We start from the raw sequence: 26,049 nt of genomic DNA, 5'->3' as shown, positions 1-26,049 counted from the left end.
AAGGCGTCAGTCGACGCGCTTCGCGCGTTCGAGCATGGCGTGCAGCAAGACGTTGCAGCCGGCCGTCAGGTGGTCGGGCTGCGCGTCCTCGATCTCGTTGTGGCTGATGCCGTCCTTGCAGGGCACGAAGATCATGCCGGCCGGCGCCAGCCGCGCGGCATAGATCGCGTCGTGGCCCGCGCCCGAGACCACGTCCATGGTCGAGTAGCCGAGCCGTTCGGTCGCGCGGCGCACCGCGTCCACGCAATCGGGGTGAAACGGGCAGGGCGGAAAGTACGACACGCGCTCGATCGTCACGCCCAACCCGGTCTCGCGCCCCGTGCGTTCGACGAAGGCGAGGATCTCGCCGTGCATGCGGTCGAGCAGTTCCCCGCTCACGTTGCGCAGGTCGACCGAGAACTTCACCTCGCCCGGAATCACGTTGCGGCTGTTCGGGTGCACCTGCACCATGCCGACCGTGCCGCGCCCGTAGGGCGGGTAGCGCAGCCCGATGGCCACCACCTCCTGCATGATCCGCGTGGCCACCTGCAGCGCGTCGCGGCGCAGGTGCATCGGCGTGGGGCCCGCATGCGCCTCCATGCCGGTGACGACGCAGTCGTACCACGAGAGGCCGAGCACCGCCGGCACCACGCCGATGACCTTGTCCGCATCCTCCAGTACCGGCCCTTGCTCGATGTGCGCCTCGAAGTAGGCGCCGATGGGGTGGTCGCCCGGCGTCTGGTCGCCGATGTAGCCGATGCGTTCCAGCTCCTCTTGCACCGTCTTGCCTTCGGTGTCTTTCGCGGCGTAGGCGTGCTCGAGGCTGAAGGCGCCGCAGAACACACCAGAGCCCATCATCACCGGCACGAAGCGCGAGCCTTCCTCATTCGTCCAGAACGCGACCTCGATGGGCGCCTCGGTGCGAATGCCCTGGTCGTTCAGCGTGCGCACCACTTCCAGTGCCGACAGCACGCCGTAGTTGCCGTCGAACTTGCCGCCGGTGGGCTGCGTGTCGATGTGGCTTCCCGACACGATGGGCGGCAGCGCGGGGTTGCTGCCTTCGCGGCGCATGAAGACGTTGCCGATCTTGTCGACGGTGATGCTCAGCCCCGCTTCCTTGCCCCACGACACCACGAGGTCGCGGCCCTGTTTGTCGAGGTCGGTCAGCGCCAGCCGCTTGACGCCGCCCTTGGGGGTGGCGCCGATGCGTGCCAGTTCCATCAGCGAGTTCCACAGGCGCTCGCCGTTGATCGTCAGCACCTGCGTGTCCACTGCTGCATTCATGTATGACTCCTTGGGGGTTCAGCGCGCCACGGCCGTGGGCGCGTGCTGCTGCTTGAAGCGCTCGAGTGCGGTGAACATCGGCGCGAAGGGCGGGCGCTTGAGGTAGCGGCCGGTGCCCGGCTCGGCGCGCAGATCGCCGTCGCGCCAGACCCAGCGGCCGGCACTGACCGTGTGCCTGGGCACGCCCGTCACCTGGCGGCCTTCGAAGATGTTGAAGTCGCTCTTCGAATGCTGCGTCTTCACCGACAGCGTCTTGGTCGCCTTCGGGTCCCACACGACGATGTCGGCGTCGGCACCGGGCTGGATGACGCCCTTGCGCGGGTACAGGTTGAACAGCTGCGCCGCGTTGGTGGAGGTGACGCGCACGAACTCCGAGGGCGTGAGCCGGCCGGCGTTGACGCCCGCGTCCCACAGCACGGCCATGCGTTCTTCGACGCCGCCGCAGCCGTTGGGGATCTTCGTGAAGTCGTCGCGGCCGGCCGCCTTCTGCTCGGCGCAGAAGGTGCAGTGGTCGGTCGCCGTGGTGTGCAGGTTGCCGCCCTGCAGGCCGCGCCACAGCATGGCCTGGTTCTCGCGCGAGCGGAAGGGCGGGCTCATCACGTGGGCGGCGGCGCGCGCAAAGTCGGGGTCGCGGTAGGCGCTCTCGTCGACCACGAGGTGACCGGCCAGCACCTCGCCGTACACGCGCTGGCCGCGGGCGCGGGCGCGGGTGATGGCGTCGAGTGCTTCGCCGCATGACACGTGCACCACATAGATCGGCACGCCCAGCACCTCCGCGATGGCGATGGCGCGGTTGGCCGCCTCGGCCTCGACCATCGGCGGGCGCGACAGCGGATGGCCCTCGGGGCCGCGAATGCCCTGTGCCAGAAGTTGCTGCTGCAGCATCGCGACCAGCTCGCCGTTTTCCGCGTGCACCGTGGGCATGGCGCCGAGTTCCAGCGAGCGCTGGAAGCTCTTCACCAGAATTTCGTCGTCGGCCATGATCGCGTTCTTGTAGGCCATGAAGTGCTTGAAGCTGTTCACGCCGTGCTCGCGCACCAGCGTGCCCATGTCCTTGTGCACGCTGTCGTTCCACCAGGTCACGGCCACGTGAAAGCTGTAGTCGCCGGCGGATTTCTCGGCCCAGCCGCGCCACATGCGAAAGGCGTCCATCAGCGACTGCTGCGGGTCGGGAATCACGAAGTCGATGATGCTGGTGGTGCCACCGGCCAGGCCGGCCGCCGTGCCGCTGAAGAAGTCGTCGGCCGCCACGGTGCCCATGAAGGGCAGCTGCATGTGGGTGTGCGGGTCGATGCCGCCGGGCATCACGTAGGCGCCGCCGGCGTCGACGACTTCGGCGCCCGCCGGCACCTGCAGGTCGGTGCCGACCTGGAGGATCTTGTCCCCCTGGCAGAGCACGTCGGCACGGTGCTCGGCATCGGCGTTGACCACCGTGCCACCGCGAATGAGTACGGTCATGGCGTGGGTTCCTTTTCTGTTTTGTCTCAGCTGGGGTTCTTGAGGGGCGGGGTCATGCCCTGAAGCTGTGGCGCACGCGCCTTCATCAGCCCCATGTAGACCACGGCCGACAGCACCACGCCGACGAACCAGGCGTAGGTGTAGATCGTCTTGAAGAACTCGGGCATCGACGGAACGGCCGACGGAAAGGCGGCGTTGAGGAAGCCCGGGATGTTCGGCAGCACGCCGACGACGAAGGCGACGATGGCCGCCATGTTCCAGCCGTTGCCGTAGCTGTAGGCGCCGGTCTCGCGGTAGAGCGCCTCGACGTCCAGCTCCTTGCGGCGGATGAGGTAGTAGTCGGCAATCAGGATGCCGGCCACCGGCCCCAGCAGCGCCGAGTAGCCGATGAGCCAGGTGAAGATGTAGCCCTGCGTGGTCTCCAGCACCTTCCACGGCATCATCACGATGGCGATGCCGGCCGTGATGTAGCCGCCCGTGCGGTACGAGATCTTCTTCGGGTTGAGTGCAGAGAAGTCGTAGGCCGGGCCCACCAGGTTGGCCGCCAGGTTCACGCTCACCGTGTCGATCAGCAGGATGATGAGCGCGAGCAGCACCGCGGCGCCGGTCATGCGGCTGGCCAGGTCCACCGGGTCCCACAGCGCCTTGCCGTAGATGACCACGGTGGCCGAGGTGACCATCACGGCCATCATCGCGAGCAGGCCCATGGGCGCAGGCAGGCCGATGACCTGGCCCACCACCTGGTCGCGCTGCGAACGCGAGAAGCGCGTGAAGTCGGGAATGTTCAATGCCAGCGTGGCCCAGAAGCCCACCATGGCCGTGAGCGATGGCCAGAACACGGCCCAGAACATGCCGGCCTTCTTGCCGCCGGCCTCGAACTGCGAAGGCTGGTCGAAGATCGGGCCCAGGCCGCCCGCACGCTGCACGGCCCAGTAGAGCAGGGCGATGCACACGATGATCTTCAGCGGCGCGGTGTAGGTCTCGAGCCGGCGGATCGACTCGATGCCGTGCACCACGAAGTACAGCTGGATGGCCCAGAAGATCAGGAAGCACACGAGCTGCGCGCCGTTGATGCCGAGCATCGGCAGCTTGTCGCCGCCCAGCGGCTGGCCCATGAGCACGCCGACGAGCGTGTAGATCATCTGGCCGCCGAACCAGGTCTGGATGCCGTACCAGCCGCAGGCCACGATGGCGCGCAGCAAGGCGGGCAGCCGCGCCCCGCGCGTGCCGAACGAGGCGCGCGCCATCACCGCATACGGAATGCCGTACTTCGCGCCCGCGTGGCCGATGAGCAGCATCGGCACCAGCACGATGGCGTTGCCGAGGAACACGGTCAGCACCGCCTGCCCCCACGACATGCCGCCTTCGATCAGGCTGGCCGCCAGCATGTAGGCGGGGATGCACATCACCATGCCCACCCAGAGCGCGGCGAAGTGGTACCAGCGCCACGTTCGCTGCGCCAGCGTGGTGGGCGCCAGGTCCTCGTTCCAGAGGTTTGCGGCGGGTGCGCCGCCGTGCTGTGGGGTCGTCATGTGGGTTTTCTCCTGCACGTGTGTCGTGCTTCTGGCCGTGTGGTCGTTCCCCTCCCGCCGCCGCCCGGTCTGCGCCGGGCTTGTTCATTCACTTGCTCACTCACTCGCTTGTTCGATATCCCGTTCAGGCGGGGCTGCCGGTGCGCATCGGGTTGTTGGGGTGCGTGGTCCAGTTGGCGTAGTGGCCGACCACCGGGTGGCCGGTGCGCGCATCCGTCTCACCGGCCTTCAGCGTGCGCATCGACAGCGCGCCGGGCACCGGGCAGATCGACACGCACAGGTTGCAGCCAACGCACTCTTCTTCCTTCACCTCGAAGAAGCGCATGCCGTCTTTCGTCGCGCTGATGGCCTGGTGCGAGGTGTCTTCGCACACCACGTGACAGCGGCCGCACTGGATGCACAGGTCCTGGTGGATCACGGCCTTGTCGACGTGGTTCAGGTTGAGCTGCTGCCAGTCGGTGATGCTGCCGACCGCACGGCCGCGCAGTTGTTCCAGGTTGGCGTAGCCCTTCTGGTCCATGAAGTTGGAGAGGCCGTCGCACAGGTCCTGCACGATCTTGAAGCCGTAGACCATGGCGGCGGTGCACACCTGCACCGAGCCGCTGCCCAGCGCGATGAACTCGGCCGCATCGCGCCAGGTCGAGACGCCGCCGATGCCCGAGATGGGCAGGCCGGCGGTCTGCGGGTCGCGCGCGATCTCGGCCACCATGTGCAGCGCGATGGGCTTGGCGCCGGGGCCGCAGTAGCCGCCGTGCGAGCCCTTGCCGTCGGTGTGCGGAAACATCGCCATCGCGTCCAGATCGACGCCCATGATCGAGTTGATGGTGTTGATGAGGCTCACCGCGTCGGCGCCGCCTTTCTTCGCGGCGCGCGCGGCGGGCCGGATGTCGGCCACGTTGGGCGTGAGCTTCACGATCACCGGCAGCTTGGAATAGTGCTTGCACCACTCGGCCACCATCTGGATGTACTCGGGCACCTGGCCCACGGCCGCGCCCATGCCGCGTTCGCTCATGCCGTGCGGGCAGCCGAAGTTCAGCTCGATGCCGTCGCAGCCCGTGTCTTCGACCCTCGGCAGGATGTTCTTCCAGGCCTCTTCGGTGCACGGCACCATGATCGACGCCACCAGTGCGCGGTCGGGCCAGTTGCGCTTCACGCGCGTCATCTCTTCCAGGTTGGTGCGCAGCGGCCGGTCGGAGATCAGCTCGATGTTGTTGAAGCCCGTCACGCGGCGGTCGGCCGCGTACGACACGGCGTAGCGCGGGCCGTGCACGTTGACCACGTTCGGGTCTTCGCCCACGGTCTTCCACACCACGCCGCCCCAGCCAGCCTCGAAGGCGCGGACCACGTTGATCTCCTTGTCGGTCGGCGGCGCCGAGGCCAGCCAGAAAGGGTTGGGGCTGCGGATGCCCACGAAGTCGATGCTCAGGTCTGCCATGTGAATTGCTCCTGTCGCGGCAAGGCGCGCACGGATGGAATGAGAGGAAAGGAAGATCGGTGCGGTCGCTTCACGCGGCGCGCAGGTGACGGTCGATGGACAGCGCGGCCTGCTTGCCGTCTTCCACCGCCTCGACCGTGAGGTCGCGCCCGCCGAAGCGCGCGTCGCCGCCGGCCCAGACCTTCGGGAGCGAGCTGCGGCACTCGGCATCGGTGCTGATGCGCCCGCCCTGCAGCTGCACGCCGCTGTCTTCCAGCGCCGTCGCGACAAAGCTCTGGCCGATGGCGCACAGCACCATGTCGGCCTGCAGCGCGAGCGCTTCGCCGGTCTCGACCAGCTTGCCGTCGACCAGCGCGGTGCGCGCGAAGTCGATGCCGCGCAGCACACCGCCCTTGGCGCGCAGGGCCTTGGGCGCGGCCCAGTGGATGATGCGCACGCCGTTTTCCTTGGCCCAGCTCTGTTCGTCGACCGAGGCGCCCATGGTTTCGGCGCCGCGTCGGTAGACGATGCTCACGTCTTCCGCGCCGAGCTTGCGCGACTGCACGGCCGCATCCACGGCCGTCATGCCGCCGCCGATCACCACCACATGGCGGCCGATGGCCACGTCGGCCGGCGACGCGGCCTGGCGCAGCTCGGCGATGAAGTCCACCGCATCGCGCACGCCGGCCTGCTCGCCCAGGCCCAGCGTGTTCACGCCCGCCAGGCCCAGGCCCAGGAACACCGCGTCGTAGCCGGCGGCGAGCGCATCCAGGTGCAACTCGCGGCCCAGTGCCTGGTTGTTGCGCACCTCGATGCCGCCGACCGACAGCAGCCACTCGATCTCGCGTTGCGCGAAGTCGTTCACCGTCTTGTAGCTGGCCAGGCCATATTCGTTCAGGCCGCCGAGCTTGGGGCGCGCATCGAACAGCGTCACCTGGTGGCCCAGCACCGCGAGGCGGTGCGCGCAGGCCAGGCCGGCCGGGCCCGCGCCGACGACGGCAATGCGCTTGCCCGTGTCGGCCGCGCGCACGAACAGCGGCGCGCCGGGCGCGTCGAAGAAGGCGTCGGTCGCGTGGCGCTGCAGCAGGCCGATCTCGACCGGCTTGCTCTCGTTGCTGTTGCGCACGCAGGCCTGCTCGCACAGCACCTCGGTCGGGCACACGCGGGCGCACATGCCGCCCAGCGGGTTCTCTTCGAGGATGGTGCGCGCCGCGCCGCGCAGGTTGCCGTCGGCAATGCGGCGGATGAAGGTCGGGATGTCGATGCCGGTGGGGCAGGCCGTCTGGCAGGGCGCGTCGAAGCAGTAGTAGCAGCGCTCGGCCTCGATGTTGGCCTGCACCACGTTCAGCGGCGGGTGGGCGTCGCAGAAGTTCTTGGCGTACTGCGCGGGGTCGAGACGGCCGGCGCGCACATCGGAGGCAATGTGCGCGCTGGGCGCGACGGGATTCATCGTGCTGCTCATGGGCTTTCAAGCTCCAGGTCGTGGTGGGGTAACCGTGTGCGACATGAGAGATCGAGCCCTCATGAAGTTTGACCAAGTGGTCGAATGTCGCGATGATTCAGCAAACGAGGGGTGCCGCCCATACACAGTTGGCGCGGCGCACGAGAAAGTGTTTGCCGCTGCCGACCATGCTGTTTGGTGCACTCCCCAGCACAGTTGCCCAGGGCAAACCCTGTCCAGACAGGCCGCATGCGTTTCTCAAGGAGACCCGGTGATGCAGAGTTCAAGCAACGCGTCGGCGCTGCGCCAGCCGGCGCCCGCCGGTGCCGGTTGGATGCAGGGCCTGATGGGCGACATGGACGAAGCCGCGCCCGGCCTCGGGCTGGCGCAGCGCCTCGTGGTGGGCGTTGAGTTGCGCGTCATTGACGGGCGCCTGGCGCCAGGCACCAAGATGCCTTCGGTGCGCGCGCTGGCCGGCAAGCTGGGCATCAGCACCTTCACCGTCACCGAGTCGTACAGCGCCTTGCGCGCGCGCTCGGTGCTGGCCTCGCGGCCGGGCAGCGGTTACTACGTGCTGCACCGGCCTTCGCGCATTGCATCCGACGACGCCGATGCGGTGCCGCGCATGACCGACACCGCCATGGCCCACGACCGCCCGCCACCCCCCGAATACCGGGGCGACGACCTGGTGCGCGAAGCCATGCGCCGCGTGGCCCGCTCGGCCCCCGAATGGGACAGCGGCACGCGACATGGTTTCGGCCTGCCGCGCCTGCGCGAACTGATCGCCGCGCGCCATCGCGCCGAATTGCCCGCACTGGGCCCGCAGCAGGTCATGACGGCAGCGGGCAGCCTGGGCGCCACGATGTGTTTGCTGCAGGCCTGGACCAAACCCGGCGACGCGGTGCTGGTCGAGTCGCCCGCACCGCGCCAGCTGCGCAGCCTGATCCGCACGCTGGGCCGTCGCATACTCGAAGTGCCACGGCGCGGCGGTTGCCTCGACATCGCCGCGCTCGACGGTCATGCCATGCTGTTGCCGACGGCGAGCCGGCAGCGCCTGCTGTTCCTGTCGACCGCCGTCTCCAATCCAATGGGGATCTGCATGAGCCCGCAGGGCGCGCACCAGGCGCTGCAGGCGGCCGAGCGGCACGACCTGCGCGTGATCGAACTCGACACCTGGCGCGGGCTCTCGCCGTTGCAGGCGCCCAGCCTTGCCGCGATGGACGGGCTGCAGCGCGTGGCGCAGGTCGGTGGCGTGTCGACCACGCTCTCGGCCAAGCTGCGGCTTGCACATGTGCTGCTGCCGCAGCATTGGGTCGACGATGCGGCCTTGCGCTGCCTGCACACCACGCTCGGGCCGAGCGAGTTCGAGGAGCGCGTGGCCTGCGAGGTGCTGGCCGATGCCGGCTATCCGCGCTTCCTGCAGAAGCTCAATACCGCCCTGAAGATCGCCGGTGAGCGCACGCTGTCGCTGCTGACCGGCGCGGGCCTGCAGGCGCTGTGCGTGCCCGATGGCGGTCCCTTTCTCTGCGCAGGCTGGCCGCCCGGCTGTGAGCCTCGTCCATCGGGTGATGCGGTGCTGCAGGAGGCGCGCAAGCAGGGCCTGCCGCTCGCGGCCGCGACCGATTTCGGCGACATGCCGCAGCCCTTTGCCTGGTATCGCTTCAACGTGGCGCATTGCGGCGACGAGCGACTGGTGCGCTTCCTGGCGCGGATGAAGAACCCATGAGTGCTGCGCCACCCCTGCGAACTGCGGCGCGTCCTCCCGCCGTGAAGCGCCAGGCCCGCCGCCAGAACCTCGAGAGCGCCATCCTCGCAGTGGCGCAGGAACGCTTCGCGCTGCACGGCTACGGCGGCGTGTCGGTCGACGACATCGCGGCCGACGCGGGCATCTCCAAGCAGAGCCTGCTGTACTACTTCCCCTCGAAGAAGGCGCTGTACAGCCGCGTGTTCAACGACGTGCTCGACTCGTGGCTGTCGAACCTCAACAGCCTGGCCGACGCCGACCTCGACCCGCATGCCGCGCTGGAGCGCTACGTCACGCAGAAGCTGCAGTTCTCGTACGACCACCCTTCGGGCTCGCGGCTGTTCGCGCAGGAAATCATTTCGCAGGCGCCGCAATGCGCCGACGACATCGAGGCCAAGCTGGTACCAGCCTTCCGCGCCGAAGCGGCCGTGCTGAACCGCTGGATGGCGAACGGCGACGTGGCGCCGCTGCCCGTGCCGCACCTGCTGTTCACGCTGTGGGCGATGACGCAGACCTACGCCGACTTCGCCTGGCAGATGCGCATGCTGCTCGGCAAGCAGGCGCTGGAGCCGGCGGATTTCGACCTGGCCCGCGAGACCATTCTGCGGATGCTCGAAGGCGCGCTGGGGCTGAAGCGGCCCGCCACCTCGGCGGTGGTGACGAGCGGGCACGCTGCGCTGCCGTGCGCGGAAAAGGCCGGCAAGGGCAGGCCCTAGTCGCGCGTCTCGAGCACCATCGACACCTCGACCACGCCGCCGCGAGGCAGCGACGCGACGCCCACCGTGGTGCGAACCGGCAGGGCGGCATCGGGGAAGATCCGTTGCAGCGCCGCCGAGGCCGCGTCCATCACCTGGGCGTGGTCCTTGAAGTCGCCGCAAGCCTGGAGGTAGCCGTTCAGTGCCACGACGCGAACGACGCGCGAGAGGCTGCCGAGTTCGTCCTGTGCCGCGCGCAGCAGGGCGCCGACAGCCGCCACTGCGGCCCGCTGGCCGCGCGGCACATCGTCGGGGCCTTCGAGCCGGCCTGTGATCACCTGGCCGTTCTCGCGCGCCACCACGCCGCTCGTGTGCAGCAGACTGCCGGCCCTCGCGAATGTGGCGTAAGTACCCGATGGCTTGGCCCGCGCCACTTCAGGTGGGCACAGCTGGTCGAGCAAGAAATCTTCGGGTTGCGCATCGCAGGCCTCGCCGCCGACCCAGCACCCTTCCTGCGCGTTCGCATCCCATGGCAATCCCACGTGGATCGCGGAGGGCGAACCCATTGCTTCTCCCTGCCGCACGGTCACCGACAGCGCCTCGTGGCCGACCAGCCCCAGGTGGCGCAGGCCCCAGGCCAGCGCGGCGGCGGCGATGCCCGTGGCGGCGTCTTCCGGGTAGCCGGAAGATTTGGGAAATTGCCGTGCGCTGACCGTGTCGGTCTCGTCCCGTGACATGGCATAGGGATACAGCCCGGTGGACCCGAGACGTTCGCACAGCGATTCGACGCGTGCGAAGTCGACGCGCAAGGCGTGCAGCTGCGCGGTGTCGGCCAGGCGAACCAGCGTCTTGACCCGGCTGGTGGCGGCGTTGAGCACCGGCCCCACGATCTGCCCGACCTCGATGCCCAGGCACTGCGCGATGTCTTCGACCAGCCGCTGTTGCGTCACCTCTTCCACCGTGGCACGCGGCTGGCTGATCTGCACCGTGCCATCGACGCGCCGGCCCGTGACGGTGCCGCTGAGCGTTTCGATCGCGACGGGCGCACCGTCCCATTCGCCGCGCCGGTGCAGCAGCCACAGCGCGCCGACCGTGGCGTGGCCGCACATTTCCATCTCGTGCTTGGGCACGAAGTAACGCATGCGCAACCGGTGCGCCGGTGTGGTCGGCTTCAGCACGAAGACGGACTCATGGCCGCTGAGTCGGGTGTGCTCCTGCATCTGTGCGGTGGAGAGCGCGTCGGCATCGAGCCAGACGGGCGCGGGGTTGCCGCCGACGGATGGATCGGGGCCGACGAACACGCGGATGTTCCGGCAACCGGGCGCAGAAAAAATCGCAGCCATCGTCAATCAGCCCTCGCGTTGACCGAGCGCGCAATGCCGCCCCAGAGCTTGATGTCGCCGCGGATGTGCTCCTCGAACACCTCGGGCCGCACGTTCCACGGCGTCACGCCCTTGGCCAGCATGTCGGCGCGCAGTGCCGGGTCTTTCATCGCGGTGTCGAGCGCGGCGCGCAGGCGCTGCACCACCGGCTGCGGCGTGGCGGCCGGTGCCATCAGGCCATACCAGAGCTGCGGCTTGAAGTCCTTGATGCCGGCCGCCTCGAAGGTCGGCAGGTCGGCAAAACCCGCCGACGGTTCACTGATGGCCAGCGCCCGCATGCGGCCGCCGCGCACCTGCGCCAGCAACGCGGGCGGGTTGTCGAACAGCGCCTGGATCTGGCCTGCCATCAGGTCGGCCTGCGCGGGCGCGGCACCGCGGTAGGGCACGTGCGTCATCTCGATGCCGGTGCGCTGCTTGAACAGTTCGCCCGCCAGGTGGCTCAGGCTGCCGTTGCCGATGCTGCCGTAGTTGAGCGCCTGCGGGTTGGCCTTGGCGTAGCCGACGAAGTCCTTCACCGTGCGCGCCGCCAGCGCGGGCGTGACCACCAGCACGAAAGGCGTGGTGCCGATGGTGCCGATCGGCACCAGGTCCTTGAGCGGATCGTACGGGAGCTTGGGGTACACCGCATCGGCCGAGGCGATGGTGGTCGTGGTGCTGGCCACCAGCGTGTAGCCGTCGGGGTTCGCCTTCGCGCCGAAGCCCGTGCCGACGGTGCCGCCCGCGCCCGAGCGGTTGTCGATGATGACCGACACACCGAGCGCGGCCTGCAGCCGCAGCTGCACCGAACGGAAGATCACGTCCGTTCCGCCGCCGGCGGGGAAGGGTACGATGATGGTGATCGGCTTCACCGGGTAGGCCGGATCGGAGGCCGGCCACGAGGCGGTCGGCCCGTACAGGGCACCGGCGGCGGCCAGGCCCAGGAGCGCGCGGCGCAGAGGTTGAGTAGTCATGGGGTCTTCTTGCAGGAGTGGTCCTTCCGATTCTGTGGAGCGCGCGCCAACGCGTGCGCCCGATTGCGACATGCGCGGCTTCGAATGCGACAAGGAACGGCCATGCCACTGACTTCCAGCCACCCGCCGCCCCGCCAATCGCTGTTCGTCGAACGGCTGTCTCACCAGGCGACGATGGTCGCCAACACCCGCGACCACTACGCCACCGACGCGCACGTGCACGATTGCGACATGCTGTTCGTGCCCATCGCAGGCCGCTTCAGCGTGGGCGATGCGCAGGGCGAGGCGCAGCGCTTCGGGCCCGGCCACTTCGTCTGGTTCGCGGCGGGCAGCGCGCATTCGACGACCACGCTCACCGCCGGCCAGAGCCATGTCGCGGTCTACGTCGATCCGGCGCTGTGGGCCACGGCCTTGCAGGCGCAGGGCGTCGTGCGGCCCCCGCAAGGCATGCGCGCGGGCAGCACCGCGCTGGGCGCCCTGTCGCAGCGGATGTTCGAATCGACCCGCGCGGGCGACAGCGAGAACTACGTGCTGTGCGGCGCGCTCGTGATGGAGGCCGCGCGCCTGAGCGCCAACCCGTTGTCGGAGGGCGACGCCTCGCCGGCGCTGTGGGTGGCCGAGCTGCTGGCCGAAACGATGCTGCGCGATCTGGCGCAACCCCTGTCGCTCGACGCCTTTGCCCAGCAGCACCGGCTGTCGCGCCGGCAGGTGGAGCGGATCTTTCGCGCGAAGCACGGCATCTCGCCGCTGGAGTTCCTGCAGCGCCAGCGCATCGAACGGGCCGTGTACCTGTTGCAGACCACGCGGGACTCGGTGCTGTCCATCGCGCTGCAGGTCGGCTGGGAGTCGGCGTCCTATCTTTCGCGGATGCTGGAAAAGACCTGGGCGAAGACGGCGACGCAAATTCGCGCGGCAGCCCCTCGACAAAACTAGCCTGGTCGCTCAGGCCGGCGGCGGCGCTTCCCACGCGAAGCCCACGCCATACACCGACCGAATCCAGTCGTGCGCGGGCGTCACCGCGCCGAGCTTGCGGCGCAGGTTCTTCACGTGGCTGTCGATGGCGCGCTCGGTCACGTCCACCGTGTCGTCGTAGGCCAGCTCCAGCAGCCGGGCGCGCGAGAAGATGCGGCCCGGGTGCCGCGACAGCACCTGCAGCAGCCCGAACTCGCGCCGCGTGAGGTTCAGCGGCGTGCCGTCGAGCGAGGCGCGCCAGTGCACGTCGTCGAGCACGAGGCCCGGCGCATCGCCCGGCGTCGCCACGGCCGGTGCCGGCGCGGTGCGGCGCAGCACGGCGCGCACGCGCGCCACCAGCTCGCGCGGCGAGAAGGGCTTGCACACGTAGTCGTCGGCGCCCAGCTCCAGGCCGAGCAGGCGATCGACCTCCTCGATGCGCGCGGTGAGCATGATGATCGGATGGGCCGTGTGCTCGCGCGCGCGGCGCAGCACCTCGATGCCATCGAGGCGCGGCAGCATGATGTCGAGCAGCGTGAGGTCGGGCGGTGCGGTGACGATGCGTTCGAGTGCGCTCTGCCCGTCGGCGAAATGTTCGGTGTCGTAGCCGGCGTGGCGCAGGTAGTCCTGCACCACGGAGGCGATGTCGAGTTCGTCCTCGACGATCACGATGCGTGTCATGCGGAAGCTGCCAGCGGCAGGGTGAGGGTCATGCGCAGCCCGCCCAGCGGCGAGGGCGCCGCCTCGATGCTGCCGCCGTGCGCCTCGAGGGTCGCGCGGCAGATCGACAGGCCCAGGCCCGAGCCGCCCAGCGCGCGGCTGCGCGAGGTCTCGCCGCGGAACAGGCGGTCGAAGAGGCGCGGAATCTCTTCTTCGGGCACGCCCGGTGCGCTGTCGTCGAACACCAGCGTGAGGCAATTGCCGGTCCATGCGCCTTCGACGCTCACGCCGATGCGCAGCTGGCCGCCGGCGTCGGTATAGGCCAGCGTGTTCTCCAGCAGGTTCATGAAGACCTGGTGCAGCCGGTGCGCGTCGCCGTCGATCACCGGCTGGGCCGAGGCGGCGATGCGGTCGAGGGCGTCGCGGTCGAGCGCGATGCCGCGCTGCGCGAAGCGGTCGCGCGTGTGGTCGAGCGCCTCCTTCAGCAGCGACAGCGGATACACCGGCGCCTTCAGCAGGTCGCTCTGGGGCTCGCGCATGCTGCTGCGCAGGTCGTCGACCAGCTGGCCGAGGCGGATCACCTGCCGGTGCATGCGCAGCGCGGTGCGTTCGTCGAAGCTGCGCACGCCGTCCTGCAGCGCCTCGATCTCCGCGCGCATGGCCGCCAGCGGCGTGCGCAGCTCGTGCGCCGCATCGGCCAGCCAGGCGCGGCGCGAGGCCTCGGCCGTGTCCAGGCGCTGCGCCATGTCGTTGAAGGTCTTGCCCAGCAGTGCGAGCTCGTCCGAGCCGTGGACCGCCACGCGCGTCGAGAGCCGCCCGCGCGCCACATCCTGCGCGGCCTGCGTGAGCGCGTCGATGGGCTGGAACCAGCGGCGCGCCAATAGCCACGACAGCACCAGCGCAAAGGCCAGGCCGCACAGCCCGGTGAGCGCGATCACGCCGGACTGCCGGGCGAGAAAGGCGCGGTCGGCCTCGCTCTCCAGGCCCTGCATCGGCGCGAGCGCGAGGTAGCCGACGACGGTGCGCCCGTGGCGGATCGGCCGGCGCGCGGCGTTCTCCGGGTCGATGGTCGCGCCGACCACGAGCGCGCCGTGCGCGTCGAGCACGGCGAGGCGGCGAAAGATCGAGTCGGGCGGGCCGGCCAGGCCGGGGAAGAAGCCCGGGGGCGGCATCAGGAAGCGGCGGGGCAGCAGGTCGAGCTGCGGCGGCGTGGGTGGGGCGGTGGGCGAGAGCCCGCTGGACGGTTCTGCCTGCGGCGCGCCGTCTCCCGGCGTGCCGGGCGCGCGGCGCTCGTACCAGGGCGGCAGCCGCCGGTCGTCGGGCGTGGCGGCGCCGTCGATCACCATCGCCGACTGGCCCAGCTGCAGGCGGTGCCAGGCGTCGTCGTTGTCGCGCAGTTTCTTCCAGTCGCCGTTGGCGGTGTAGTGCTTCAGCAGGAGCTGCGAGAGCCAGTCCATGCGGCGGATCTCGATCTCGGCCACGTAGGCGCCCAGGCCCCGTTGCAGCGCGACGATCGAGAAGCCCACGAAGCTCAGCAGCAGCACGATCAGCAGGGCGGCCAGGGCCAGGAAGATCTTGCGGGAGAGGGTCAGGCGCGGCATGGGCTCGGCGGCGGAGGCATGGCCGCATTCTGCGGCATGCGTTTCGGGGGCGGGGATGGCATGGGCAAGCCGCCGATCATGGCGCCCGATTGGGGAGAAATCTGGGAGACGCGTCCTTCCGTGCCTCTCCCACATTTCTCCCGATTCGGATCGCACGATGCCCGCCATGACACCGGACGCGCACCGCTCTTCCCCCACCTTCGCCCTTCACGCACTGGCCGCCGCCGCGCTCGCCTGGGCCCCGCCGGGGCACGCCGCGCCGCCGTCCACGCCCCCGGGCGACGCCGACACCGACCTGCTGCTGTTCCTGCTGGCGGCGCTGTTTTGGGGCGTCGCGCATGTGTGGACGCTGCTCGTGGTCTGGGCCGAGGCGCGGGCCTCCGGCGTGCAAGCGCCTGCCAGAAAGCAGGAGGCTGCTCATGGCCGGTGAAGCGATCGGGCGCCGGGGCCTGCTGGCTGCGATGGGCGCGGCCGGGCTGGCCGCGTCCGCCCCCGAGGCCGCCGCAGCGCAGAAGCTCCCGCTGACCGCCCAGACCACCGAGGGCCCGTACTACCTGGACCTCGCGAACTTCCGCACCGACCTGACCGACGGCCGCGAGGGCGTGCCGCTCGATGTGCGCCTGCGCGTGCTCGATGCCGCCGGTCGGCCGCTGCGCGGCCTGCGCACCGACCTGTGGCACTGCGACGCGCAGGGCAACTACTCCGGCTTCGGTGGGCAGGGCGACGACCGCACGCGCGGCTTCGAAGGCCAGGCCTTCCTGCGCGGCAGCCAGCGCACCGACCGCGACGGCCAGGCCGTGTTCGCCACGCTCTACCCGGGCTGGTACGCGGGGCGCACCACGCACATCCACGTCAAGGTGCACCACCGCGAGCGCGCCGTGCTCACGACGCAGTTCTTCCTGCCTGATGCGCTCAGCGAGTTCCTCTACACGCAGGTCTCCAGCTACCAGCGCGCGCGGCTGCGCGACACGCTCAACAGCGCCGACGGCATCGCGCTGCGGGCCGGCGACACGGTGCTGGGCGCGGTGCGCGAGGAGGGCCGGCGCTATGTCGCGCTGCTCACGCTGGTGGTCGACCCCGCCGCGGGCCCGGTGACCGAGCGCCCGCCGCAGCCCGGCATCGGCCCCATGCCGGCGGGCGGCGTGCGGCCGATGCGGCCGCGCACGCCCGAGGGCCTTGCCCGCATCCGCGCGCTGGTGCCGCCGCGCACGGAAGGCTGAGCGGTGCTGCGCATGTCGCTCCCGTTCGTTGCGCCCGCCGATGGGCGCGCCACGTTGCGCGCGCTGGCCCACACCTGCGCGGGCGGCCTGGCCTTGTGCAGCCTGGCGCTGGGCATCGGCGTCGCGGCACGCGGCGCCTGCGTGGAGGCGCGGCAGGCCGTCGTGCGCAATGCCAGCCTGTCGACGCTGGCGCCGATCATGCAAAGGCGCAGTGAAAGCCGTACATCGCGCGGCCCCGGCCCGTGCAAGGTCAGGCCCGCCCTCAGCCCGGCCGCTGCGCGAAGCTGAACCCCACGCCGTAGACCGAACGGATCCAGCCGTGCGAGGGCGACACGGCCGCGAGCTTGCGCCGCAGGTTCTTGATGTGCCCGTCGACCGCGCGCTCGTTCACGTCGAGCGCCTCGGGGAAAGCCGCTTCGAGCAGCCTGGCGCGCGTGAACACGCGCCCCGGTTCGCGCGACAGCGCACGCAGCAACAGCAGCTCGCGCCGCGTGAGCGCCAAGGCCCGGCCCTCCAGCCAGGCATGGCCCATCGCGCTGTCGAAGGCCACGGCCGGCGAGGCCATGCCTACGTCCGGGTCGGGCGGCGCGCGCCGGCGCAGCACCGTGTGCACGCGCGCCACCACCTCGCGCGGCGAGAAGGGCTTGCAGACATAGTCGTCGGCGCCCAGGTCGAAGCCGCGCAGCCGGTCGGCCTCGTGCGCGCGCGCCGTCAGCACGATGATCGGATGGTCGCTGCGTGCGCGCACCTGCGCGATCACCTGCAGCCCGTCGATGCGCGGCAGCACCACGTCGAGCAGCGTGAGCGCGGGCGGCGCATGCAGGATGCGCTCGAGCGCGGCGGCGCCATCGCCCAGCTGCTCCACCTCGTGGCCCGCGCGCTGCAGCGGGCCCAGCAGCAGCGACGCAATGTCGCGTCCGTCTTCCACCAGCAGGATGCGGCTCATGGGGCGTGCGGGCCGGTTCAGAAGGACGTGCCGATCTGGAACTGGAAGCGCTGCGTGCGGTCGGCCGCGATGCCGTTGGCCGTGTCCTCCTTCTGGTAGACGATCGGCACCGCATACGCCAGGCGCAGCGGCCCCAGCGGCGAGATCCAGCTGATGCCCAGGCCGGCCGAGGCGCGCAGGCGGTTCTGCGCCTTCCACTGCGCGTCGGTCATGCTGGCCGTGCGTTCGGCGAACACGTTGCCCGCATCGAAGAAGGTGTAAAGCCGCAGCGACTTGTCGTTGCCCGCGCCGGGGAAGGGCGTGGTCAGCTCCATGTTGAAGATCGCCTTGCGCGTGCCGCCCAGCGAGCCGCCGGTGACCGCGTCGGTCGGGCCCAGCGAGTTCTGCTCGAAGCCGCGGATCGAGCCCAGCCCGCCCGCATAGAAGTTCTTGAAGATCGGGAAGCTGCTGCCGCCCAGCGCTTTCGCATAGCCGAGCTGGCCGTTGAAGGCCAGCGTGTACTGTTTGGACAGCGGCACGTACTGCTGGTACTGGTAGTTGGTCTTCAGGTAGCGCAACTCGCTGCCCACGCCCAGCTCGAGGTTGGCGCTCTGCAGGCGCCCGCGCGTGGGCACCAGGGCGCTGTCGCGGTCGTCGCGCGACCAGCCCACGGTGGCCGGGATGCCCACCACGTTCCTGCCCGCGCACACCACGCTCGGCGCGGTGCCCGTGCACTGGAAGTAGTCGAGGTAGGCCTGCGGCGTGGCCGTGTAGACGTACGAGCCGTTGACCAGCGTGTACGAACCGTTGGTGCCCGGCGTGAACGAGTAACGCTCCACGCCGATGCCCAGGTACACCGTGTCCAGCTCGTTCACCGGCAGCCCGAAGCGCACCGAGCCGCCGTCGCTCGCGAGCTTGTAGTTGCCGTCGGCCTCGTAGTAGGGCCGCGTGGTGGTGTGGAACAGGTTGAAGGTGCGCGAGATGCCGTCCTTCGTGAAGTACGGGTCGGTGGCCGTGAGCGACACCGAGCGGTTGTACGAGCTGGTGTTGACCTGCAGCCCCAGGTAGTTGCCCGAGCCGAACACGTTCTCCTGCGTGATGCCGAAGCTCAGCGAGATCTTGTCGGTCGACGAGTAGCCCGCGCCCAGCTGCAGCGAGCCGGTGGGCTTCTCGGCCACGGTGACGTTCAGGTCGACCTGGTCGTTGCTGCCCGGCACTTCGGCGGTCTCGACATTCACGTCGGTGAAGAAGCCCAGCCGGTCCACGCGGTCGCGCGAGAGCCTGATCTTCGTGCCGTCGTACCAGGCGCCTTCGTACTGGCGGAACTCGCGGCGGATCACCTCGTCGCGCGTGCGCGCATTGCCACCGATGTTCAGCCGCCGCACATAGGCGCGCCGCCCGGGCTCGGCGTTCAGCACCATCACGACGCGGCGCCGGGCGCGGTCGATCTCGGGCTCGCTTTTCACGCGCGCGAAGGCGTAGCCGAAGGTGCCGAAGTGGTCGGCAAAGGCCTTGGTGGTGGCCGCCACGTCTTCGCCGTTGTAGGGCGCGCCGGGGCGCACGGTGACGAGCGACTTGAACTCGTCCTCGCGCCCCAGGTAGTTGCCCGCCAGCTTCACGCCGGCCACGGCGAACTTCTCGCCCTCGCTGATGTTCACCGTGAGTTCGAGCGTCTGCCGGTCCGGCGAGATCGCGACCTGCGTCGACTCGATGCGGAACTCGAGGTACCCGCGCGTCAGATAGAACGCGCGCAGCGTTTCCAGGTCGGCGTCGAACTTGGCGCGCGCGTACTGGTTCGACTTCGTGTACCAGGCCAGCCAGCCGCCGCTGTCCTGGTCGAACAGGTCGAGCAGCGTGCGTTCGTCGAAAGCCTGTTGCCCCACCACGCGCACCCGCGTGATGCGCGCCGGCTCGCCCTCGGTCACGCTGAACGTGAGGTTGACGCGGTTGCGCTCCAGCGGCGTCACGGTGGTGACCACCTGTGCGTTGTAGAGGCTGCGACCGATGTACTGGCGCTTGAGCTCCTGCTCCGCGCGGTCGGCCAGCGCCTTGTCGTACGTCCGGCCTTCGGCCAGCCCGATGTCGCGCAGCGCCTTCTGCAGCGCCGCCTTGTCGAACTCCTTGGTGCCCGCGAAGTCGACATCGGCCACGGTGGGGCGCTCTTCGACGATGACCACGAGCACGTGGCCATTGACGTCGATGCGCACGTCCTTGAAGAGCCCGAGGTCGAACAGCGCGCGAATGGCCGCGCTGCCGCGGTCGTTGCTGTAGGTGTCGCCGGCCTTCAGGCCGAGGGTCGCGAAGACCGTGCCCGCTTCGACGCGCTGCAGGCCTTCGAGGCGGATGTCCTGCACGGTGAACGGGTCGGCGGCCTGTGCCGGGCAGGCCGCCATCGCGAGGCACAGCGCGGCAAGGGCCGCGAGGGACTTGGGAGAAATCATCATCACCGCATGGTCTTCACCAATGTCGGAGGAATGTGGGACGCCCTCCCGCACGCAGGGGCGGTTGGTGAGCAGTCGTTACTGCAACCCCATCGCGTTCACCGCCGGCCACGCCACCGCAGGCCGTTCCATCCGTTCGCGGCAGTTCTGCGCATGCGTCTCCAGCGACAGGTCGCCCTGGATCTCCAGCAACCGCTGCACCGTGCGATCGACCGCCTGCGCGTCCAGCAGCGGGTACGTGCGCGCCGTGCGCCCGTTGTTGCGCACCAGGCGTGCGATGTACGGCAGGTCCTGCTGCGTGATCACGGCCGCCGGCATCACGCCCTCCAGCTCCACGCCTTCGCACGGCAGCAGCACGAAGTACTGCAGCCGCAGGTCGTCCGGCAGCAGGCTGCGCAACTGCGTCGTCTTGCGCCCGCCCTGCCAGGCGGGGTCCTTCACCTCACGCGCCCGCGTGCAGCCATGCAGCCGCAAGAACCAGCGCGGCGGCGCCTCGTCGGATTTCTTGCGATAGACGAACGCGTTGCGCCAGGCCTTGATCTCGAACAGGTAGATGCCCGTCTCGCACACGATCACCGCATCGATGCGCGCCGTGGGCACCGCGCAACCGGAGGGCATCGGAATGATGAGGTTGCGAAGAATGCGCAGATGCGAAAACGCCGGACTGAACGCGGTGGCAAGTTGCTGCACCCCGAGCGACGCGGCGACCGCGCTTTGCGGCAGAACAATGGTCATGTCGAACTCCTTCGGAGCCCCGAGCATTGCCGGCCTTTTAGGAGACTTCTGGTAAACGAGGCAGAGCCTTGCGGTGTTCCCAGGCCGAGCGAAGCAAAGGCCTGTGAGGTTCCCCACCCCTTCTGTATGCGCCGAGGAGCGCAGCGTTTCGCGGATCAGGGCTCGCCCTTGTTTGAGCGAAGCGAGTTTGGGCGAGACCCCGCGAAACGTGAGCACCGCAGGTTGCCCGCAGCGAAGCGGAGGGACGCAGACAGCAGGGTCGCCTTTCTTTGCTTACTTTCTTTGGCGAAGCAAAGAAAGTGAGTCGCCCGCCGGGGCGAGACCCGGCCTCGGGAAGCAAAACGACTAGCCCTCGATCTTCCCCAACCGAGACTCCCGAAGCCGGCTAGGCGCCAAAGCCCCGGCAGACTCAAGAATCGGATAAGCAATCGAACAGATATGCGAATTGATCCGCTTCAAATCGCTGATCAGATCGATGTGCAGCGAACTCGTCTCGATGCTCAAAGTAGTCCGATCCGACAGCCGATCCAGATGGGTTGTTGCATAGGCCCGCTCCAGATCCCGAAACCGCGCCTTCTCTTCCAGCAGCTTCTGCGCGTCACGAACATTGCCGTTCAGGAACACGCTCATGCTCAACCGCAGATTGGCAACCAGCCGCTGGTGCAACTCGACGATCTCCGCCATCCCCGCTTCCGAAAAGTTGCGCTGCGGCTTGATCTTCTTGTCCTCAATATCAATGATCACCCGCTCGATGATGTCCCCGATCTGCTCCATGTTGATCGTGAAGCTGATGATGTCCGTCCACCGCCGGCTTTCCTCTTCGCCCAGCGCCTCGCGCGAGATGCGCGTCATGTAGTACTTGATCGCCGAGTACAGCTCGTCCACCGTGTCGTCCAGCTGCCGCAGCTCCTGCGCCAGCCGCAGGTCGTTGTTGCGGATCACGTCGAGCGTGCCGATGAGCATCGTCTCCACGATGTCCGCCTGGTGCAGCGCCTCACGCGCCGCGTTCGAAATGGCGAGCGAAGGCGTCGACAGCGCAGAAGGATCGAGGTGGTGCGGCCGGCTCGTGCCCACCGGCTGCGGCGGCACGGGCAGCATGCGCGTCACCAGCTTGGCGACCCACTGCGTGAGACCGATGAAGCCGACGCTGATCACGATGTTGAACGCCAGGTGGAACAGCACCACGCCGTGCGTCTGGTTCGGCAGCTGCGGCTGCACGTAGCGCACCCACAGCCCCACGAACGGTGTGACCAGCGCCACGCCCAGCGCCTTGAACAGCAGGTTGCCCACCGTCACCTGCCGCACCGACACGGCCGAGCGCGCCGTGGTCAGCACCGCCAGCAGACCGCTGCCCAGGTTGGCGCCGAGCACCAGGCCCAGCGCCACGTCGAGCGGCACCACGTTCGAGCTCGCCATGGCCGCCACCAGCAGCACCACCGCCAGGCTCGAGTACGCCACGATGGCCAGCGCGGCACCGAGCGTGATCTCCAGCAGCACATCGCTGGTGATGGACGCCAGCAGCGCCCGCACGGCCGGCGACGAGAACAGCGGCTCGGTGGCCGCCACCACCAGCTGCAGCGCCAGCAGCATCAGCCCCAGCCCGATCAGCACCCGCCCCACGCGGCCCGCCACGGTGGCCGAGCGCGTGATGAACAGCACCACCCCCACGAAGATGAACATCGGCGAGAGCCACGAGAGGTCGGCCGAGAACAGCACCGAGATCAGCGCCGTGCCCACGTCGGCGCCCCGCATCACCGCCAGCGCCGCCGGCAGCGTGACCAGGCCCTGCCCCACGAACGAGGAGGTCATGAGCGAGGTGGCCGTGCTCGACTGCACGAGCGCCGTCACGCCGATGCCCGAGAGCGCGGCCGTGAAGCGGTTGCGCATGCTCTGCACGAGGATCTTGCGCAGGTTGGCGCCGAAGACGCGCAGCACGCCGGTGCGCACGAGGTGCGTGCCCCACACCAGCAGGGCGACGGCTGCAAGCAGATTCAGAAGGTGCTTCATGGAGGGCGGGGTCTGACCTTTCTCTTGTTTTCGTTTTGATTCGTTTCAGCCCCATTTTCCACAAGTAGACGCTTCAGTCGATCAGGGCTCCGTTGTCGTGGAAAGGATAAGGCCCTTCGAAGCTGCCGGAGGCCGCCAGGTGCGTGACAAGCCGGCGCCCGGCCGCGGACCAGGCGTGCACGCGGAAGGCGGGCGGCTCCAGCGTCCAGGCCGAGGCGGCGTCGGGCGCCAGGTCGAGGCAGACCTGGTGCGCCTGCGCCGGCGAGGTCGAGGCGATGGTGCCGCCAAAGCGCACGTCGATGGCGCGGTGCAGGTGGCCGCAGATCACGCGCTCGACGTTCGTGTAGCGGCGCAGCAGGGCTTCGAGCGCGTCGGCGCCTTCGAGCAGGCCGATCTCGTCCATGTGGCCGATCAGCGTCTCGAAGGGCGGGTGGTGCATGGCGACCACCACGGGCTCGTGGCGGCAGGCGTCGAGCTGGGCTTCGAGCCAGGCCAGGCGCCGCTCGCACAGCGTGCCGTGGCTGGCGCCGGGCACGCAGGTGTCGAGCGTGAGCAGCCGCAGGTCGCCCACGCGCACCGAGTACTGGACGAAGCCGTGCGTGTCGGCGCCCGTGCCCAGGTAGGCGTGGCCCGGGAAGCTGCGGCGCAGCTGGTCGCGGTCGTCGTGGTTGCCGGGCAGCAGGTAGACGGGCATCGTCAGCGGCGCGAGCAGGGCGGCCAGGTGCTCGTACTCGGCGGCGCGGCCGAAGTCGGTCAGGTCGCCGGTGATCACCACCGCATCGGGCGGCTGGCGCAGCGCGAGCACCGACTGCACGGCACGCGCGAGGTACGGCGCGGTGTCGATGCGGCCATAGGCCAGCCGGCCGGGCTCGCGGATGTGCAGGTCGGTCAGCTGGACCAGGAAGGTGTTGGGGGTCGTGGTCGTCGTGGTCATGCGCGGGTTTCCTGCGAGGTCATCAGGCGGTCGGCCGGGATGCGCAGGCCCACCGCGTCGCCCGGTCCGAAGGGGTTGTCGCGCCCCACGTCGGCCACCAGCACGGGCTGGTCCTGCAGGCGCAGGTGCAGCTGCACGCGGTCGCCGAGGAAGGTGCGGCGTTCGACCGTGGCGCGGCCCCAGCCGGGCGCCTCGCCGGGCGGGGGCGCGCCGACCTCGATGTCTTCGGGCCGCACCAGCAGCGTCGCATGCTGCTGCCAGGGCGCGGGGCAGGGCAGCGACGACCCTCCGAGTCGGACAACGCCCTGCGCGATGGCGTCGGGCGCGCGCTCCAGCCGGTTGACCCGGCCCAGGAACTCGGCCACGAAGGGGTGCGCGGGCGCGCGGTACAGGTCTTCGCCGCGCCCGACCTGCACGATGCGCCCGGCGCGCATCACCGCGAGCCGGTCGGCGATGGCCAGCGCCTCCTGCTGGTCGTGCGTGACGTGGATGGCCGTGATGTGCAGGCGGCGCAGCAGCTCGGCGAGTTCGTCGCGCAGCGATTCCTTGAGCTTGGCGTCGAGCGCGGCCAGCGGCTCGTCGAGCAGCAGCACGCGCGGGCGCACGGCCACGGCGCGCGCCAGGGCCACGCGCTGGCGCTGGCCGCCCGAGAGTTCGGCGGGGCGCTTGTTCTCCAGGCCGCCCAGTCGCACGAGGTCGACCAGTTCGCCCACGGCGCGTTTCTCTTCCTCGGGCGACACGCCGCGGATGCGCAGGCCGTAGCCGATGTTGGCTGCCACCGTCATCTGCGGAAAGAGCGCGTAGCTCTGGAACACCATGCCCACGCCGCGGTGCTCGACCGGGCGCTGCGTGACGTCCTGGTCGCCGAAGACGATGCGGCTGCCGTCGTCGGGCGCTTCCAGCCCGGCGATGAGCCGCAGCAGCGTGGTCTTGCCGCAGCCCGAGGGGCCGAGCAGCGCGAGCACCTCGCCGGCCTCGACCTTGAGATTGGTGGGCTGCAGGCCGCGCGTGCCGTCGGCATACGTCTTTGCGCAGTTCGAGATGTCGACGGGGATGCGTTCAAGTTCCATGGCGTTTCTGCATCAGGTTGGCAAGGTACTGCAGGCCCCACAGCACGGGAAGGATCACTGCGAAAAAGACCAGCGTGTAGGCCGACCCGATCTCGATGCGCATCGAGGCGTAGCTGTCGGCCAGGCCCACGGGCAGCGTGCGCGTGAGCGGCGTGTGCAGCATCCAGGTGAGGTTGAATTCGCCCACCGACAGCGTGAACACCATCAGGCTGCCGGCCACGATGGCCGGGAACACGGCGGGCACGAGGATGCCCATGAAGCGCTGGCGGAAGTTCGCGCCCAGCGAGCGCGCGGCCTCTTCGAGCGCGAGCAGGTCGTCGCGCTGGAAGGCCGAGCTCACGGTGCGCACCATGAAGGGCAGCGTGAAGACGATGTGGCCCACGAGGATGAAGGCGAAGCTCTGGCGGAAGGCCGTGAGCTGGCCGTAGGCGAGGATGAGCGCGAGCGCCGTCGCCAGGCCCGGCACCGCGACCGGCAAGGTCAGCAGCTCTTCGAAGATGCGCGCCGCACGCGAGCGGCTGCGTGCCAGCGTGTAGGCGCAGGGCACGCCGATCAGCACGGTGCACACGACGCAGGCCACGGCCAGCGCGAGCGACCAGCCGACGGTGCCGCCGTAGTTCTCCCACACCTCGCCGAGCCAGCGCAGCGTGAGGCCGCTCTTGAGCCCCACGCTGTAGTTGTTGACGAGGCCGGCCATCACCGACAGCAGCATCGGCGCGATCATGAAGAGGCTCACGATCACCGTGATGGCGAGCAGGAACGGGGCGCGGGGTTGCGAAGGGGTCTTCATCATCGGGCGACCGGGTTGGCGCCGAAGCGGCGCGCCACGAAGAGCACCAGCCAGGTCACGATGCCCAGCGAGATCGACAGCGACGCGGCGAGCGCGAAGTTGGCGTAGTTGGTGAACTCGTTGTAGATGGTGATGGGGATCACCTCGAACTTGCTGGCCAGCGTGAAGGCCGTGCCGAAGGCGCCCATCGAGGTGGCGAACAGGATGGCGCCGCAGGCCAGCGTGGTGGGCGCGAGCTCGGGCATCCACACGTCGCGCGCCACGCGCAGCTTCGAGGCGCCGAGCGAACGCGCCGCTTCCTCGAGCTGCGTGTTCATCGACTCGGCCGCCGCGGCGTAGGTGGCAATGGCGCGCGGCAGCGAGAAATACAGGTACGCCAGGAAGAGGCCGAGCAGGCCGTAGGCGAAGGTGATGCGCTCGCCGACCAGCGCGTCGCTGAGGTCGGCCACCACGCCCTGGCGCCCGCCGAGCAGGATCACGAAGAAGCCGATGATCACGCCCGGGAACGACAGCGGCAGCGTGAGCAGCGACAGCAGCATGCGCTTGCCCGGGAAGGCATGGCGCGCGAGGTAGATGCCCACCGCCGCGCCCAGCACCAGCGTGGCCAGCGTCACCGCCACCGACAGCGCGACGGTGTTGGCCATGCTGTGCAGGTAGCGCGCATCGGTCAGCACCGCGAAGTAGGTGGCGGCGCCCTTGTCGGCCGGCAGCGCGAGCAGGCGCACCACCGGCAGCAGCCAGAAGGCCGCGAAGAAGACGGCCGCCGGCGCGATGCAGGCCAGCAATCGCCAGCGCGGGTTCCAGGCGTTGGAGGAGGTGGTGGTGCTGCGTGTCAT

The 26,049-nt window shown here is 69.5% G+C and carries 23 protein-coding genes; 6 read left to right on the top strand and 17 right to left on the bottom strand.

Annotated features, from left to right (window positions below; translation table 11 throughout):
* Positions 1 to 6: 6 nt before the first annotated feature.
* From AC07O4_RS15490 to AC07O4_RS15470, 5 genes are all read right to left on the bottom strand, one after another.
* Positions 7 to 1,263, bottom strand: coding sequence for a Zn-dependent hydrolase (locus tag AC07O4_RS15490; protein ID WP_495305018.1), 1,257 nt, complete (start codon positions 1,261 to 1,263; stop codon positions 7 to 9).
* Between the two features lie 18 nt (positions 1,264 to 1,281).
* Complete coding sequence (gene hydA / locus AC07O4_RS15485) at positions 1,282 to 2,721, bottom strand: dihydropyrimidinase (protein ID WP_495305017.1); 1,440 nt, start codon at positions 2,719 to 2,721, stop codon at positions 1,282 to 1,284.
* Between the two features lie 26 nt (positions 2,722 to 2,747).
* Complete coding sequence (locus tag AC07O4_RS15480; RefSeq protein WP_495305016.1) at positions 2,748 to 4,253, bottom strand: NCS1 family nucleobase:cation symporter-1; 1,506 nt, start codon at positions 4,251 to 4,253, stop codon at positions 2,748 to 2,750.
* A gap of 124 nt (positions 4,254 to 4,377) precedes the next feature.
* Positions 4,378 to 5,688: an NAD-dependent dihydropyrimidine dehydrogenase subunit PreA gene (preA, locus tag AC07O4_RS15475; protein ID WP_070062111.1), complete on the bottom strand. Its 1,311-nt coding sequence runs from the start codon at positions 5,686 to 5,688 to the stop codon at positions 4,378 to 4,380.
* 70 nt (positions 5,689 to 5,758) lie between these two features.
* A complete protein-coding gene (locus AC07O4_RS15470) occupies positions 5,759 to 7,129 on the bottom strand; it encodes an NAD(P)-dependent oxidoreductase (RefSeq protein WP_495305015.1) in 1,371 nt (456 codons plus the stop codon).
* A gap of 253 nt (positions 7,130 to 7,382) precedes the next feature.
* Between AC07O4_RS15470 and AC07O4_RS15465 the strand changes: the two genes are divergently transcribed.
* Positions 7,383 to 8,834 carry an aminotransferase-like domain-containing protein gene (locus tag AC07O4_RS15465; RefSeq protein ID WP_495305014.1) on the top strand — a complete coding sequence of 484 codons (1,452 nt, stop codon included), beginning with the start codon at positions 7,383 to 7,385 and terminating at the stop codon, positions 8,832 to 8,834.
* A complete protein-coding gene (locus AC07O4_RS15460) occupies positions 8,831 to 9,568 on the top strand; it encodes a TetR family transcriptional regulator C-terminal domain-containing protein (RefSeq protein ID WP_487849085.1) in 738 nt (245 codons plus the stop codon). Before AC07O4_RS15465 ends, AC07O4_RS15460 begins: the two co-directional genes overlap by 4 nt.
* On the opposite strand, the gene AC07O4_RS15455 is transcribed toward AC07O4_RS15460, so the two are convergent.
* Both AC07O4_RS15455 and AC07O4_RS15450 read right to left on the bottom strand, forming a co-directional pair.
* Positions 9,565 to 10,890 carry a PhzF family phenazine biosynthesis isomerase gene (locus AC07O4_RS15455; protein ID WP_495305013.1) on the bottom strand — a complete coding sequence of 442 codons (1,326 nt, stop codon included), beginning with the start codon at positions 10,888 to 10,890 and terminating at the stop codon, positions 9,565 to 9,567. The genes AC07O4_RS15460 and AC07O4_RS15455 overlap by 4 nt on opposite strands.
* A 2-nt stretch (positions 10,891 to 10,892) precedes the next feature.
* On the bottom strand, positions 10,893 to 11,879 hold the full coding sequence (locus AC07O4_RS15450) for a Bug family tripartite tricarboxylate transporter substrate binding protein (RefSeq protein ID WP_369629904.1): 987 nt from the start codon (positions 11,877 to 11,879) through the stop codon (positions 10,893 to 10,895).
* A 102-nt stretch (positions 11,880 to 11,981) separates the two neighbouring features.
* Here AC07O4_RS15450 and AC07O4_RS15445 point away from each other — a divergent pair, with 102 nt between their 5' ends.
* On the top strand, positions 11,982 to 12,812 hold the full coding sequence (locus AC07O4_RS15445; RefSeq protein ID WP_495305012.1) for a helix-turn-helix domain-containing protein: 831 nt from the start codon (positions 11,982 to 11,984) through the stop codon (positions 12,810 to 12,812).
* A 9-nt stretch (positions 12,813 to 12,821) separates the two neighbouring features.
* Here the strand turns inward: AC07O4_RS15445 and AC07O4_RS15440 are convergent, their stop codons facing one another.
* Both AC07O4_RS15440 and AC07O4_RS15435 read right to left on the bottom strand, forming a co-directional pair.
* A complete protein-coding gene (locus AC07O4_RS15440) occupies positions 12,822 to 13,511 on the bottom strand; it encodes a response regulator (RefSeq protein ID WP_495305011.1) in 690 nt (229 codons plus the stop codon).
* On the bottom strand, positions 13,508 to 15,091 hold the full coding sequence (locus AC07O4_RS15435; RefSeq protein ID WP_495305010.1) for an ATP-binding protein: 1,584 nt from the start codon (positions 15,089 to 15,091) through the stop codon (positions 13,508 to 13,510). Before AC07O4_RS15435 ends, AC07O4_RS15440 begins: the two co-directional genes overlap by 4 nt.
* 157 nt (positions 15,092 to 15,248) lie before the next feature.
* Here AC07O4_RS15435 and AC07O4_RS15430 point away from each other — a divergent pair, with 157 nt between their 5' ends.
* The 3 genes from AC07O4_RS15430 to AC07O4_RS15420 are packed head-to-tail and all read left to right on the top strand — an operon-like array spanning position 15,249 to position 16,599.
* A complete protein-coding gene (locus AC07O4_RS15430; protein WP_495305009.1) occupies positions 15,249 to 15,521 on the top strand; it encodes a hypothetical protein in 273 nt (90 codons plus the stop codon).
* Complete coding sequence (locus AC07O4_RS15425; RefSeq protein WP_495305008.1) at positions 15,511 to 16,311, top strand: dioxygenase family protein; 801 nt, start codon at positions 15,511 to 15,513, stop codon at positions 16,309 to 16,311. Before AC07O4_RS15430 ends, AC07O4_RS15425 begins: the two co-directional genes overlap by 11 nt.
* A gap of 12 nt (positions 16,312 to 16,323) precedes the next feature.
* Entirely contained in the window at positions 16,324 to 16,599 is a 276-nt protein-coding gene (locus AC07O4_RS15420) for a hypothetical protein (RefSeq protein ID WP_495305007.1), read from the top strand.
* Here AC07O4_RS15420 and AC07O4_RS15415 read toward each other — a convergent pair.
* The 8 genes from AC07O4_RS15415 to AC07O4_RS15380 form a co-directional block, all read right to left on the bottom strand.
* Positions 16,574 to 17,257, bottom strand: coding sequence for a response regulator (locus AC07O4_RS15415; RefSeq protein ID WP_307694921.1), 684 nt, complete (start codon positions 17,255 to 17,257; stop codon positions 16,574 to 16,576). The genes AC07O4_RS15420 and AC07O4_RS15415 overlap by 26 nt on opposite strands.
* Positions 17,258 to 17,274: 17 nt before the next feature.
* Positions 17,275 to 19,680, bottom strand: a complete 2,406-nt coding sequence (gene bamA / locus AC07O4_RS15410) for an outer membrane protein assembly factor BamA (RefSeq protein WP_495305006.1) — start codon at positions 19,678 to 19,680, stop codon at positions 17,275 to 17,277.
* A 75-nt stretch (positions 19,681 to 19,755) separates the two neighbouring features.
* Positions 19,756 to 20,412, bottom strand: a complete 657-nt coding sequence (locus AC07O4_RS15405) for a nuclease-related domain-containing protein (protein ID WP_495305005.1) — start codon at positions 20,410 to 20,412, stop codon at positions 19,756 to 19,758.
* A gap of 345 nt (positions 20,413 to 20,757) precedes the next feature.
* On the bottom strand, positions 20,758 to 22,419 hold the full coding sequence (locus tag AC07O4_RS15400; RefSeq protein ID WP_062480901.1) for a Na/Pi cotransporter family protein: 1,662 nt from the start codon (positions 22,417 to 22,419) through the stop codon (positions 20,758 to 20,760).
* 73 nt (positions 22,420 to 22,492) lie between these two features.
* Positions 22,493 to 23,353 carry a phosphodiesterase gene (locus AC07O4_RS15395; RefSeq protein ID WP_495305004.1) on the bottom strand — a complete coding sequence of 287 codons (861 nt, stop codon included), beginning with the start codon at positions 23,351 to 23,353 and terminating at the stop codon, positions 22,493 to 22,495.
* Positions 23,350 to 24,423 carry an ABC transporter ATP-binding protein gene (locus AC07O4_RS15390; RefSeq protein WP_139703304.1) on the bottom strand — a complete coding sequence of 358 codons (1,074 nt, stop codon included), beginning with the start codon at positions 24,421 to 24,423 and terminating at the stop codon, positions 23,350 to 23,352. The genes AC07O4_RS15395 and AC07O4_RS15390 overlap by 4 nt, the downstream gene beginning before the upstream one ends.
* Positions 24,413 to 25,213, bottom strand: coding sequence for an ABC transporter permease (locus tag AC07O4_RS15385; RefSeq protein WP_495305140.1), 801 nt, complete (start codon positions 25,211 to 25,213; stop codon positions 24,413 to 24,415). Before AC07O4_RS15385 ends, AC07O4_RS15390 begins: the two co-directional genes overlap by 11 nt.
* Complete coding sequence (locus AC07O4_RS15380; RefSeq protein ID WP_495305003.1) at positions 25,213 to 26,049, bottom strand: ABC transporter permease; 837 nt, start codon at positions 26,047 to 26,049, stop codon at positions 25,213 to 25,215. Before AC07O4_RS15380 ends, AC07O4_RS15385 begins: the two co-directional genes overlap by 1 nt.

Source organism: Variovorax sp. GW821-FHT09D04 (assembly GCF_059416405.1).
The sequence above is the reverse complement of the archived record's forward strand: the minus strand, read 5'-3'. Positions and strand labels throughout refer to the sequence as shown.